A 13,418-nucleotide genomic window follows, 5' to 3' on the forward strand; every position below is an offset into this window, starting at 1 on the left:
ACAAGGTAAACAACAGACATGGGTAGCATGCATCCCGTACAGGTGATCGCCGTCACCGGTGGCAAAGGTGGCGTCGGCAAGACCAACGTTTCAGTGAACCTGTCCCTGGCGCTGGCCGAACTCGGCCGCCGGGTCATGCTGCTCGACGCCGACCTGGGCCTGGCCAATGTCGACGTGCTGCTGGGCCTGACACCCAAGCGCACCCTGGCCGACGTCATCGAGGGCCGTTGCGAGCTGCGTGACGTGCTGCTGCAGGGGCCGGGCGGGGTACGCATCGTGCCGGCCGCCTCGGGCACCCAGAGCATGGTGCACCTGGCACCGGCCCAGCACGCCGGCCTGATCCAGGCGTTCAGCGAAATCGGCGACAACCTCGATGTGCTGGTGATCGACACCGCCGCCGGGATCGGCGAATCGGTGGTCAGCTTCGTGCGTGCGGCGCAAGAGGTGTTGCTGGTGGTCTGTGACGAGCCTACCTCGATCACCGATGCCTACGCCCTGATCAAGCTGCTCAACCGCGACTACGGCATGAACCGTTTCCGCGTGCTGGCCAACATGGCGCAGAGCCCGCAGGAAGGGCGCAACCTGTTCGCCAAATTGACCAAGGTCACGGATCGCTTCCTCGACGTCGCCCTACAATACGTCGGCGCCGTGCCTTACGACGAATGTGTGCGCAAGGCGGTGCAGAAGCAGCGGGCGGTCTATGAGGCCTTCCCACGGTCCAAGTGTGCGCTGGCCTTCAAGGCCATCGCGCAGAAGGTCGACAGCTGGCCGCTGCCAGCCAACCCACGCGGGCACCTGGAGTTTTTCGTCGAGCGTCTGGTGCAGCCCACCAGCGCGGGGCCAGTGCTATGAGTGCGAGCGGCTTCAAGATGTACAGCAAGGCGTCGAAGGACGCCCAGTACGAGCTGGTCGAGCGCTACGCGCCGCTGGTCAAGCGCATCGCCTACCACCTGCTGGCGCGCCTGCCGGCCAACGTGCAGGTCGAGGACCTGATCCAGGCCGGCATGATCGGCCTGCTGGAAGTCGCCAACAAGTACGACGCCAGCAAGGGCGCCAGCTTCGAGACTTACGCCGGCATCCGCATCCGCGGCGCCATGCTCGACGAGGTGCGCAAGGGAGATTGGGCACCACGTTCGGTGCACCGCAATACGCGCATGGTCAGTGACGCAATGCGCTCGGTTGAAGCAAGAACTGGTCGCGACGCTAAAGATCACGAGGTTGCTGCCGAACTCCAATTGAGTCTCGATGATTACTACGGGATTCTGAACGACACCTTGGGCAGCCGCCTGTTCAGTTTTGACGACCTGTTGCAGGACGGTGAACACGAAGGTTTGCACGAGGACGGGGCCAGCGGCCAGCTGGAGCCATCGCGTGACCTGGAAGACGAGCGCTTCCAGCGCGCCCTGGCCGAGGCGATCGCCAACCTGCCGGAGCGTGAGCGCCTGGTGCTCGCGCTGTACTACGACGAAGAGCTGAACCTCAAGGAAATCGGTGAGGTACTGGGGGTCAGCGAGTCACGTGTCAGCCAGTTGCATAGCCAGTGCGCGGCGCGTTTGCGCGGCCGCCTGGGGGAATGGCGGGCACGCTGAGCCCGGGTTCGATGCAGTCGTTTTTTGCTCTACCGAATTGATTGACTGCGCGCTCGGCGCCGAGCGCGTTTAAGACTGCTTGGAGGTCTACTTGAACAAAGACATGAAAATCCTCATCGTTGACGACTTTTCGACGATGCGGCGGATCATCAAGAACCTGTTGCGTGATCTGGGGTTCACCAATACCTCGGAAGCTGACGACGGCAACACCGCGTTGCCGATGCTGGAAAGCGGCCACTTCGATTTCCTGGTGACCGACTGGAACATGCCGGGCATGTCCGGTATCGAACTGCTGCGCAAAGTCCGCGCTGACGAGCGTCTGAAGCACCTGCCGGTGCTGATGGTGACCGCCGAAGCCAAGCGTGAGCAGATCATCGAAGCGGCCCAGGCCGGGGTAAACGGCTATGTGGTCAAGCCTTTCACCGCCCAGGTGCTCAAAGAAAAGATCGAGAAGATCTTCGAACGCGTCAACGGCTGAGTCACCTCAGGGGGCGCCATGGAGTCAACCAACAACTCGCTGGGTGAGTTCGAATCAACCCTGAAAAAACATGCCCAGGAACTGGTCGAGAGCCTCGAGCGCGGCCGTTTCGGCGATGCGGTGCAGCTGATTCATCAGCTCAACCAGACTCGCGACCGGGGCTTGTATCAGGAAGTCGGCAAACTCACCCGTGAACTGCACAGTGCGATCGTCAGTTTCCAGATCGATCCGGCGATGCCGCAGGCCGAGGAGGTCTCGCAGATCACCGATGCCACCGAGCGCCTTTCATACGTGGTGCGCCTCACCGAAGGCGCGGCCAACCGCACCATGGACCTGGTGGAGGAGAGCACGCCGGTGCTCAACACCCTGGCCAGCGAAGCCCAGGACCTGTCCGCCGATTGGCAGCGCTTCATGCGCCGCGAAGTGGCGGCGCCGGAATTCCGTGAGCTGGTCAAGCGTGTCGACAGTTTCCTGGCGCACAGTGCCGAAGGCAACCGCAAGGTCGCCGGGCACCTCAACGATATCTTGCTGGCTCAGGACTATCAGGACCTGACCGGCCAGGTGATCAAGCGGGTTACCGCGCTGGTCACCGAAGTAGAAAGCAATCTGCTCAAGCTCGTGCTGATGGCCAGCCAGGTCGACCGCTTCGCCGGTATCGAACATGACCACCAGCAGCTGCGCGCTGAAAAAGATGAAGAAAAACATCCGACTCGGGGTGAAGGTCCGCAGATTCATGCCGATAAGCGTGAAGACGTCGTGTCCGGTCAGGACGATGTCGATGATCTGCTGTCCAGCCTGGGTTTTTAAGGAGCACGTTTAATGAGCTTCGGCGCCGATGAAGAAATCCTTCAGGATTTCCTGGTAGAGGCCGGCGAAATCCTCGAGTTGTTGTCCGAGCAACTGGTCGAGCTGGAAAGCCGGCCCGATGATGCGGACCTGCTCAATGCGATTTTCCGCGGTTTCCACACTGTAAAAGGGGGCGCCGGCTTCCTTCAGCTCAACGAACTGGTGGAGTGCTGCCACATCGCCGAAAACGTGTTCGACATCCTGCGCAAAGGTGAGCGCCGGGTCGACGCGGAACTGATGGACGTGGTGCTTGAAGCGCTCGACACGGTCAACAGCATGTTCGGCCAGGTGCGTGAGCGTACCGATGTCACCCCGGCCACCCCGGAGCTGCTGGCGGCGCTGTCGCGCCTGGCCGAACCGGGTACCGCCCAGGCACCCGCCGCCGTGGTCGAGGCCGAGCCTGTGGTCGAGGCCAGCGCCGAGCCGGACATCACCGACACCGAGTTCGAGCAACTGCTCAATTCGCTCGACGCGGTCAAGGCCGAAGCCGAGCTGCATGAGCAGATGCAAGGCGAGGCGCCGGTCACCGGCGGTGACGAGATCACCGACGCCGAGTTCGAAAACCTGCTCGACCAGTTGCACGGCAAAGGCCAGTTTTCGACCGAAGTGGCGGCCAGCGAGCCGGCAACTGCCGCTCCCGCTGCAGCCAGCGACGAGATTACCGACGACGAGTTCGAGTCGTTGCTTGACCAGTTGCACGGCAAGGGCACCTTCGCCGTCGATGCACTGCAGGGCGCTGCCGCGCCGGCTGCAAGTGCCGCGCCTGCTGCTGGGGGCGATGACATCAGCGAGCATGAATTCGAAGCACTGCTGGACCAGTTGCATGGCAAGGGCAAGTTCTCCGCTGATGCGGCGGTTGCCGAAGCACCCGCTGCCGCCGTGGCGACCGCGCCCAAGGCAGAAGCAAAGCCTGTGGCCAAGCCTGCACCTGCGCCAGCTGCCGCACCGGCCCCGGCTGCTGCCGCCAAGCCGGCCGCTGCGGCTCCTGCCCGTGCCCCGGCACCGGCCGCCGAGAAGCATGGCGCCAGCGAAGCGGAAACCACGGTGCGGGTCGACACTGCGCGCCTGGACGAGATCATGAACATGGTCGGCGAACTGGTGCTGGTGCGTAATCGCCTGGTACGCCTGGGCCTGAACAGCGGCGACGAGGCCATGTCCAAGGCCGTGTCCAACCTCGACGTGGTCACCGCCGACCTGCAGACCGCGGTCATGAAGACCCGCATGCAGCCGATCAAGAAGGTCTTCGGTCGCTTCCCGCGCTTGGTTCGTGACCTGGCGCGCCAGCTCAAGAAAGAGATCAACCTGGAACTGGTCGGTGAAGAGACCGACCTCGACAAGAACCTGGTCGAGGCCCTGGCCGACCCGTTGGTGCACTTGGTGCGCAACGCCGTCGACCATGGTGTAGAGATGCCCGACGAGCGCGAAGCTTCGGGCAAGGCCCGTACCGGCCGCGTGGTGCTGTCGGCGGAACAGGAAGGCGACCACATCCTGTTGTCGATCTCCGACGACGGCAAGGGCATGGACCCAAGCGTGCTGCGTGCCAAGGCCGTCGAGAAGGGCCTGATGGACAAGGACGCCGCCGACCGCCTGAGCGAGTCGGACTGCTACAACCTGATCTTCGCCCCGGGCTTCTCGACCAAGACCGAGATCTCCGACGTGTCCGGCCGCGGTGTCGGCATGGACGTGGTGAAGACCAAGATTTCCCAGCTCAACGGTTCGATCAACATCTTCTCGGCCAAGGGCCAGGGCTCGAAGATCGTCATCAAGGTGCCGCTGACCTTGGCGATCATGCCGACCTTGATGGTGATGCTGGCCAACCAGGCGTTTGCCTTCCCGCTGGTCAACGTCAACGAGATCTTCCACCTCGACCTGTCGCGCACCAACGTGGTCGACGGCCAGGAGGTGGTGATCGTCCGCGACAAGGCGCTGCCGCTGTTCTACCTCAAGCGTTGGCTGGTCCAGGACCAGGCGCACGAGGAGCAGCACGAAGGCCACGTGGTGATTCTGTCGGTGGGCACCCAGCGCATCGGCTTCGTGGTCGACCAGTTGGTGGGGCAGGAAGAAGTGGTGATCAAGCCGCTGGGCAAGATGCTGCAGGGTACCCCGGGCATGTCCGGCGCCACCATCACCGGTGACGGCCGTATCGCGTTGATCCTCGACGTTCCGAGCATGCTCAAGCGTTACGCCGCCCGGCGTATTTGATTTCGGTGGCGCGCCCTGGCGGGTGCGCCACCTAATGGAGTGTTTATGGCAGTCAAGGTCCTGGTGGTGGATGATTCCGGTTTCTTCCGCCGCCGTGTCTCGGAAATTCTCTCGGCCGACCCGACGATCCAGGTCGTGGGCACCGCGACCAATGGCAAGGAAGCTATCGACCAGGCGCTGTCGCTCAAGCCCGATGTCATCACCATGGACTACGAAATGCCCATGATGGACGGCATCACTGCGGTGCGGCACATCATGCAGCGCTGCCCGACGCCGGTGTTGATGTTCTCCTCGCTGACCCATGAAGGCGCCCGCGTTACGCTGGATGCGCTGGATGCCGGTGCAGTGGACTACTTGCCGAAGAATTTCGAGGACATTTCGCGCAACCCGCAGAAGGTCCAGCAAATGCTGTGCGAGAAGGTTCACACCCTTGCACGCAGCAACCGCCGTTTCGGCGCCTATTCCAGCCCGGCGCCGGCCGCAGCGCCTGCACCGGCCAGCAGCCACGCCCCGGCCAGCAGCTTTGCCGGCAGCGCGCCTGCTCGCCCGGCCGCGCCGGTGCGCACCGCCGCGCCTGCGGCTGCCCATTCGCCAGCACCCAAGCGCAAGCCTTACAAACTGGTGGCCATCGGTACCTCCACCGGCGGCCCGGTCGCGCTGCAGCGCGTGCTCACCCAGCTGCCTGCCAGCTTCCCGGCGCCGATCGTGCTGATCCAGCACATGCCGGCGGCCTTTACCAAGGCCTTCGCCGAACGCCTGGACAAGCTGTGCAAGATCAGCGTCAAGGAAGCCGAGGACGGCGACGTGCTGCGCCCGGGCCTGGCCCTGTTGGCGCCTGGCGGCAAGCAGATGATGGTCGACGGCCGTGGCACGGTGAAAATCCTGCCGGGCGACGAGCGCCTGAACTACAAGCCTTGCGTCGACATCACCTTCGGCTCCGCCGCCAAGTCCTATGGCGACAAGGTGCTGTCGGTGGTGCTCACCGGCATGGGCTCCGATGGCCGCGAAGGCGCGCGCCTGCTCAAGCAGGGTGGCAGCACCGTATGGGCGCAGGATGAGGCCAGTTGCGTGATCTATGGCATGCCCATGGCGATCGTCAAGGCCAACCTCGCCGACGCGGTGTACAGCCTGGACGAGATCGGCAAGCACCTGGTCGAGGCGTGCGTCTGATGGATGTCTTGAGCCTGATCGGCCTGATCCTCGCTTTCGTCGCCATCGTTGGCGGTAACTTCCTCGAGGGTGGGCATGTCGGTGCGCTGCTCAACGGCCCGGCGGCGCTGATCGTCCTGGGCGGCACCCTGGCGGCGGCGCTGCTGCAGTCGCCGCTGTCGTCGTTCAAACGGGCGCTGCAGATCGTCCGCTGGATCTTCTTCCCGCCACGGGTGGACCTGGCCGGCGGTATCGACCGTGTCGTCAACTGGAGCCTGACCGCGCGCAAGGAAGGCCTGCTGGGCCTGGAAGGCGTGGCGGATGCCGAGCCCGACCCCTATGCGCGTAAAGGCCTGCAACTGCTGGTCGACGGCGCCGAGCCGGAAGCCATTCGCAGCGTCCTCGAGGTGGATTTCCTGACCCAGGAGTCCCGCGACATCCAGGCGGCCAAGGTGTTCGAGAGCATGGGCGGCTATGCGCCGACCATCGGTATCATCGGTGCGGTGATGGGTTTGATCCATGTGATGGGCAACCTCGCCGACCCTTCGCAGTTGGGTAACGGCATTGCCGTGGCGTTCGTCGCCACCATTTACGGTGTTGCCAGTGCCAACCTGATCCTGCTGCCGATCGCCAACAAGCTCAAGGCCGTCACCCTGCGCCAGTCGCGTTACCGCGAGATGCTGCTCGAGGGCCTGCTGTCGATCGCCGAAGGGGAGAACCCGCGTTCGATCGAACTCAAGCTGCAAGGCTTCATGGAGTAACCCATGGCCCGTCGTCGTCATACCGAGGAACATGAAAACCACGAGCGCTGGCTGGTGTCGTACGCCGACTTCATCACCTTGCTGTTCGCCTTCTTCGTGGTCATGTACTCGATTTCCTCGATCAACGAGGGCAAGTACAAGCAGATCTCGCAGGCGCTGATCGGGGTGTTCAACGACCCCGAGCGCAGCATGAAGCCGATCCCCATCGGTGACGAGCGCCCGCTCACGGTCAAGCCGGCCGAGCCGCTGGTCAAGGACAGCGAGCAGACCGACGCCGGCCTGGCCCAGGCCAGTGTCGATCCGCTCAAGAGCATTGCCGACGATGTGCGCGATGCGTTCGGCGACCTGATCAAGTCCGACCAGATGACCGTGCGCGGCAACGAGCTGTGGATCGAGATCGAGCTCAACTCCTCGCTGCTGTTCGGCAGCGGTGACGCCATGCCCAGCGATGTTGCGTTCTCGATCATCGAAAAAGTGGCGAAGATCCTCAAGCCGTTCGCCAACCCGGTGCACGTCGAAGGCTTCACCGACAACCTGCCGATCCGCACGGCGCAGTACCCGACCAACTGGGAGCTGTCTTCGGCGCGTGCGGCGAGCATCGTCCGCCTGCTGGCGATGGAAGGCGTCAACCCGGCGCGCATGGCTTCGGTGGGCTACGGCGAGTACCAGCCGGTGGCCGGCAACGACACTGCTGAAGGGCGCGCGCGCAACCGTCGGGTGGTGCTGGTGATTTCACGCAACCTCGAGGTGCGTCGCAGCCTGACCGGTAGCGGCAGTGCCAACGCCACGCCGGATGCGGCCTTGCGCCGGGCTGGCACACAAAGTGCACCAGCCTCGCCAGCATCGGTGGCGGGGCAATAACTCGTCAATTCTCTGTCGCCGCAAGGCGGTGATCGCCGGCATCAACGAGTCAAGAGTTGTCCTATGAGAGTCTGGGCAGTAGCCAATCAAAAGGGTGGCGTTGGCAAGACCACCACCACCATCGCCCTGGCCGGCCTGCTGGCCGAGGCGGGCAAGCGCGTGGTCGTTGTCGACCTCGACCCGCACGGCTCGATGACCAGCTATTTCGGGCACAACCCCGACGCGCTCGAGCACAGCTGTTACGACCTGTTCCTGCATAAAGGCACGGTGCCCGAAGGGCTGCCGGGCCAGTTGCTGCTGCCCACCAGCGACGAGCGTATCTCGCTGCTGCCGTCGAGCACCGCGCTGGCGGTGCTGGAGCGCCAGTCGCCGGGGCAGAGTGGCCTGGGCCTGGTGATCGCCAAGAGTCTGGCGCAGCTGTGGCAGGACTTCGACTTTGCCCTGATCGACAGCCCGCCGCTGCTCGGCGTGCTGATGGTCAATGCCCTGGCCGCCTGCCAGCAGCTGGTGATCCCGGTGCAGACCGAGTTCCTTGCCGTCAAAGGCCTGGAGCGCATGGTCGGGACCCTGGCCATGGTCAACCGTTCGCGCAAGCAGGCACTGCCCTACCAGATCGTCCCAACCCTGTTCGACCGCCGCACCCAGGCATCGCTGGGCACCTTGAAAGTGCTGCGCGACACCTATGGCGAGCAGGTCTGGCAGGGCTACATCCCGGTTGACACGCGCCTGCGCGATGCCAGCCGCAATGGTGTCACGCCCTCGCAGTTCGACGGCAAGAGCCGTGGCGTCATTGCCTACCGGGCGCTGCTCAAGCACCTGCTTACTTATCGCTCCGCGCTGCAGGTGGCCTGATGAACCAAGCCCGGCATATTGCCAGCAAACCGCAAATGGCCCTGCAGTCGTACCTTGATGGCCTGCTGCAGGAAGCCACCGAGTCGTTCGAGCTGCCAGAACCTGCGCCTGCCGCGCAGCCGGCCAGCCAGGCGCCCAGTGACGAATTCGAAGCGGCTGTTCGCGAAGAACAGGCCGCTGACGCCCGCCGCCAGGCCGAACCGGCACCCGCAGCGCCGCGACCTTTTGCCGAGCCGCAGGTCAAGGTGCTGCCGACCGTTCTGCCGCCGGCCCAGCCAGTGGTCAGCGTGGTCGAGCAAGAAGTGCCGGCCGAGGTGCAGGCCGCCGAACCGGTCGCACCCTTGGTCGAGGTGCACCTGCCAGCACCCGCCGCGCCTGTGCCACCGGCCACGGTCGACGGCCGCCCAGCCTGGGCGGCCGAACCGTTCGAATGCCTGCTGTTCGACGTCGCCGGCCTTACGCTGGCGGTGCCGCTGGTATGCCTGGGCTCGATCTACTCGCTGGCCGGTCAGGAACTGACGCCGCTGTTCGGCCAGCCCGACTGGTTCCTCGGCATCCTCAGCTGCCAGGCGGGCAACCTGAAGGTCCTCGATACCGCGCGTTGGGTCATGCCCGACCGCTACCGCGAGGACTTCCGCCAGGGCCTGCAGTACGTGATTTCGGTGCAGGGCTACGAATGGGGGCTGGCGGTACACCAGGTCAGCCGTTCGCTGCGCCTGGACCCGAACGAGATCAAGTGGCGCAGCCAGCGCGGCCAGCGCCCGTGGCTGGCCGGCACGGTGATCGAACACATGTGCGCGCTGCTCGACGTCGCCGAGCTGGCCGAGCTGATCGCCAGTGGCGCGGTCAAGCAGATGAATACCAAACACAACTGAATCAACGCCGCTACTGCCGCGGCTATACAGAGCACACCGCCGAAGGCGGATTGAGAGGGCTAGGGGAATGAAGAAGTCGTCTGCACAAGGTTCCGAAGATCCGATCCTGCAATGGGTTACTTTCCGTCTGGACAACGAGTCCTACGGCATCAACGTCATGCAGGTCCAGGAAGTGCTGCGCTACACCGAGATCGCTCCGGTGCCGGGCGCACCCAGCTACGTGCTGGGCATCATCAACCTGCGCGGCAACGTGGTGACGGTGATCGACACCCGCCAGCGCTTCGGCCTGATGCCCTCGGACATCACCGACAATACCCGCATCGTCATCATCGAGGCGGACAAGCAGGTGGTCGGTATCCTCGTCGACAGCGTCGCTGAAGTGGTGTACCTGCGTCAGTCGGAAATCGAGACTGCGCCGAACGTCGGCAACGAAGAATCGGCCAAGTTCATCCAGGGCGTCTGCAACAAGAACGGCGAGCTGCTGATCCTGGTCGAGCTGGACAAGATGATGACCGAGGAAGAGTGGTCCGAGCTGGAGAGCATCTGAGTTGATTTTCGAGGCTGCTGTCATCCTCCTGGCGCTGCTGTGGGCGCTGAGCCTGTGGTTCTTCCTCAATTACAGCAAGCGCCAGCGCGAGCTGGCGGCACAGCAGGCCCAGGGCGATGCGCTGCGTGATCAGCGCATCAAGGACCTGGGCAAGCGCCTGGACGACTACCAGAACGGTACCGTGCGCATGGGCGAGGCCATTCACGAACTGCGCGCGGTGGTCGCGCCGTTGCCGGAGAAGCTCCAGCAACTGGAACAACGCGACCCCAACAGCGTCACCTTCACGCAGGCCGCCAAGCTGGTAGGCATGGGGGCCAGTGTCGAGGAGCTCACGCAAACCTGCGGCCTGACCCAGGCCGAGGCCGAACTGATGCGCAAGCTGCACCACGGCGAGTGATCCTCGCCGGCTCGCTATCGAGGGCGCGCAGCGGCCCCGACAGGCTTGAGTGACATCAGGTGGTGGCCCAGGAATGGCTGCCGCCGATCCTGACGATGCGGCCCAGTGGCAGCCACTGGTGCTGCAATTGGTTGAAGCGCTGCAGGTCGACGAAGTGCCCTGCGTTTACCCGGGGCATGCCATACAGGTTGGTGATCTGGCGCAGCGTGGCCTGCAGTGGCATGTGCCTGTCGATTACGCTGTTGAGCATGGCCGGACCGGTCAACTTGTTCAGTCTCGTTGCATAGTCGTAGGCGGCCTGCGGGTCGACCTGTGGGTCGGGTCGGCTGTCATAGAAGCCCGGCTCCGCGGCAAACCTTGAATGCATTTCCTCCGAAATGGCCTCCAGCAGTGGGTTGCCTGGGTGGCTGCCGATCGGTGTGGTGTTGTACAGCAAGTGCATGCCGAGCTTTTCGTTGGAAACCGGTGGGTACAGCAGCAGGCCATCCCTGGGGGCGAGCAATTCGATCGAATCGATGGCCTCGCCCGGCTCGCCCCGTGGCTGGCCATTGATCATCAGCGGCCTGCCAGGTTCGCGCAGGGTGTCGTCCACGTCCAGGTACAGGCCGCCCTCGTGGTTGAGCAACGGATAACGCAGCACGTCCGAAGCAGAGGAAAAATTGGTGGCCACGCCACTGTTGCCGTCGATGGCCGCCTGGTACTGAGCGAAGTAGCGACTGCGTTGGAAGCTGGCGTAGAACGGCTGTTCTTCCAGGGTCATGACCTGGAGGGTCGGTGCGTGTTCGGCGAGCAGGCGCAGGTTCTCCCGGTAGGCTTCGGGCGTTGTGTTCGACAGGAACAACCGGTAGGCATACTGGCTTTCACTCAGGCGCGTGGCGTTCCTTCCGAGGTTGGTCAGCAGCGCTGGACTGATCACCTTGTCACCGACCCAGATGCTCGATACCTGTTTGGGGATCGGCTGCAGTGCCGTGGCGTCGATAGTGGGGTACTCGACCGGCAGGTGCAGGTCGATACCCAACGCACGCAACGTGCCCATGCGCATGGCGTCGGTGACCGGGCGGGTGCGCACATCGACTTCCATCAGACGGTTGGTCTCTGGATCCGGTACATGGAAGTTAGGGTCCACATGGTTGAGTTCGTCCTCCCGGATGAACGCATCGAACTCCACGTCGTAGATCATTTCGGTGACATAGCCGTCGACCGTCGCATACAGGCTGTCGGGTGTGCCGTCGTAGCGCGGCGTGCGTGTAACCCTGCTGCTGACCAGTGGATCGGCGTCAGTCAGTGGGGCGATCGGTTCGGGGTTGTGAAAGTACTCGACTATTGCTTCAGGAAAGTGAGGCGGCGAGACCGGCCCCATGGGATAACCCAACTGGCCGTTGACCTGGCTGGGCATGACGAAGCGTTCGTCCTTGAAACTCAGCAGCAAGGGTGATTCCTGGGCGAGCTGGTGCAACAGGGGCGCGGCGTTGAGCAGGCCGAAGGCGGCCCCTTGCACGCCCGCGGCCTGTTGCGCCTGGCTCTTGCCGTGGATGGCCTGATCCAGCCCGAGGCCGAATTGCGCCATGCCGCCGATGGCGAACAGCGGAGCCAGTTCCGGTACCACCAGCGCCAGGGGCGCAAGGTAGTCGAGCGCCGACTTCAGGTAACCGCGCCAGCGCGCCTTGAGCACTTCGTTTTGGTCGGTGACGATAAAGTCCGCGTCCTGATAGCTGCGACGTTTGTGGCGCTGGGCCAGCGCCAGGAACAGCTCGCCTGCGATGGGCGGGCTGTAGGTGTTGATCTTGTAGTTCACATAGTCCCGAGGCGCCCAATGGCCTTCTGTGGTGAACCCGGGGCGCTGAGGGTTCAGGTCGTTGCTGCGCGGGTATGCCGCCAGGCCGTCGAGGGCAGTCGCCAGGCCGCTGTAGCTCAGGCCGTCCGGCGTATCGGCCTGGGCGAAGTGTTCCATCAGCGCCTGGCGTTTTTGCAGGTCCTTGCACTGCTGCGCGAACCACTCCTTGAGCAGCGCCTCGTTGGCGAACTCATGCAGGGGCGAGGCGTTGCCGGGTATGTACAGCAGGGTCAGGCCGCTGGTCCTGTCCTTGAAGCAGAGCAGGTCGGTCGCGGTATAGCCATACACATTCAGTGGGCGGACCAGGACGCTGGAAGGTCGGGTGGTCACTCCAGCGGCCTGCCAGGCGAGGCGTACGCCGGCGCGGCTGAGGCTGCCTTGCGCTGCCTGCTTGTTGCAGGCAGCGAGGAAGTTGATCTGCGCGCTGACGCGATAGCTGTCCAGGTGGTTGGACCAATAGCTGTCCAGCAAGGCCTTGTAGCGGGTATGAAAATCCAGGTTCCAGATGAACCGCTGCAGGTCTTCGGCCGGCACATCGATATGGGTCTTGTGGCTGTATTCCTGAGGCTGCGAGCGTCGGAACAGGCCGTTGTACACTGCGTAGGCCGCGCCATTGCTGTACCACTCGCGCTCACGCAATTTTTCGACCAGGCGGATCTTGCCGGGAAAATGCCCGGCCCAGGGTTCACCGAACAATCCGCCAACCAGATTGTTGTTGGATTCGCCTTGCCAGTTCGACAGCATGGCCTGCGTCAGGCTCTGCTTCTGCACGACGATACCCTCCCAGCTGGCGTTGCTGCCTGACTGGTAGTGCAGGGTCACCACATCGACCTGGTCGGGGTCCAGATTCAGCTGGTGCTGGGCCGCCCAGGCCTTGATGGCATCGGCAGCGATGCGGTCGGGGCGAGGAAAGTGGCGCAGATGGTCGCGGACGTACTGCACACCCGCGTTGTTGACGATGGGAGTATTCAAGGTAGTGCACCTTAGCCGTTAACGAGTTGGCAAAGGTGGCAGGCGGCGGGGGCGC

General features: G+C 63.8%; 13 protein-coding genes. 12 read left to right on the forward strand and 1 reads right to left on the reverse strand.

Annotated features, from left to right (window positions below):
• The first annotated feature begins 18 nt into the window (after window positions 1-18).
• From fleN to LOY51_RS08505, 12 genes are all read left to right on the forward strand, one after another.
• Window positions 19-852 carry a flagellar synthesis regulator FleN gene (gene fleN / locus LOY51_RS08450; RefSeq protein WP_008093270.1) on the forward strand — a complete coding sequence of 278 codons (834 nt, stop codon included), beginning with the start codon at window positions 19-21 and terminating at the stop codon, window positions 850-852.
• Window positions 849-1,589, forward strand: a complete 741-nt coding sequence (gene fliA, locus LOY51_RS08455; protein ID WP_110995267.1) for an RNA polymerase sigma factor FliA — start codon at window positions 849-851, stop codon at window positions 1,587-1,589. The genes fleN and fliA overlap by 4 nt, the downstream gene beginning before the upstream one ends.
• Window positions 1,590-1,692: 103 nt before the next feature.
• The gene (locus LOY51_RS08460) at window positions 1,693-2,067 is read left to right on the forward strand and encodes a chemotaxis response regulator CheY (protein ID WP_178125875.1); all 375 of its coding nucleotides are present in this window, start codon (window positions 1,693-1,695) and stop codon (window positions 2,065-2,067) included.
• Between the two features lie 18 nt (window positions 2,068-2,085).
• The gene (locus tag LOY51_RS08465; protein WP_125857943.1) at window positions 2,086-2,874 is read left to right on the forward strand and encodes a protein phosphatase CheZ; all 789 of its coding nucleotides are present in this window, start codon (window positions 2,086-2,088) and stop codon (window positions 2,872-2,874) included.
• Between the two features lie 12 nt (window positions 2,875-2,886).
• The gene (locus tag LOY51_RS08470; RefSeq protein WP_258645687.1) at window positions 2,887-5,115 is read left to right on the forward strand and encodes a chemotaxis protein CheA; all 2,229 of its coding nucleotides are present in this window, start codon (window positions 2,887-2,889) and stop codon (window positions 5,113-5,115) included.
• A gap of 45 nt (window positions 5,116-5,160) precedes the next feature.
• Window positions 5,161-6,285, forward strand: a complete 1,125-nt coding sequence (locus LOY51_RS08475) for a protein-glutamate methylesterase/protein-glutamine glutaminase (RefSeq protein WP_258645689.1) — start codon at window positions 5,161-5,163, stop codon at window positions 6,283-6,285.
• Window positions 6,285-7,025, forward strand: a complete 741-nt coding sequence (locus tag LOY51_RS08480) for a flagellar motor protein (RefSeq protein ID WP_110995272.1) — start codon at window positions 6,285-6,287, stop codon at window positions 7,023-7,025. Before LOY51_RS08475 ends, LOY51_RS08480 begins: the two co-directional genes overlap by 1 nt.
• 3 nt (window positions 7,026-7,028) lie before the next feature.
• Window positions 7,029-7,886, forward strand: coding sequence for a flagellar motor protein MotD (motD, locus tag LOY51_RS08485; RefSeq protein WP_125857945.1), 858 nt, complete (start codon window positions 7,029-7,031; stop codon window positions 7,884-7,886).
• 63 nt (window positions 7,887-7,949) lie between these two features.
• Entirely contained in the window at window positions 7,950-8,738 is a 789-nt protein-coding gene (locus tag LOY51_RS08490) for a ParA family protein (protein WP_110995274.1), read from the forward strand.
• Complete coding sequence (locus LOY51_RS08495) at window positions 8,738-9,613, forward strand: CheW domain-containing protein (RefSeq protein ID WP_258645695.1); 876 nt, start codon at window positions 8,738-8,740, stop codon at window positions 9,611-9,613. The genes LOY51_RS08490 and LOY51_RS08495 overlap by 1 nt, the downstream gene beginning before the upstream one ends.
• Before the next feature lie 67 nt (window positions 9,614-9,680).
• Complete coding sequence (locus LOY51_RS08500) at window positions 9,681-10,160, forward strand: chemotaxis protein CheW (RefSeq protein WP_110995276.1); 480 nt, start codon at window positions 9,681-9,683, stop codon at window positions 10,158-10,160.
• 1 nt (window position 10,161) lies between these two features.
• Window positions 10,162-10,557: a DUF2802 domain-containing protein gene (locus LOY51_RS08505; protein WP_110995277.1), complete on the forward strand. Its 396-nt coding sequence runs from the start codon at window positions 10,162-10,164 to the stop codon at window positions 10,555-10,557.
• A gap of 55 nt (window positions 10,558-10,612) precedes the next feature.
• Here the strand turns inward: LOY51_RS08505 and LOY51_RS08510 are convergent, their stop codons facing one another.
• On the reverse strand, window positions 10,613-13,363 hold the full coding sequence (locus LOY51_RS08510; protein ID WP_125857947.1) for a dermonecrotic toxin domain-containing protein: 2,751 nt from the start codon (window positions 13,361-13,363) through the stop codon (window positions 10,613-10,615).
• Between the last annotated feature and the right edge of the window lie 55 nt (window positions 13,364-13,418).

The organism is Pseudomonas sichuanensis, from assembly GCF_024749065.1.
GTDB classification, from domain to species: domain Bacteria; phylum Pseudomonadota; class Gammaproteobacteria; order Pseudomonadales; family Pseudomonadaceae; genus Aquipseudomonas; species Aquipseudomonas sichuanensis.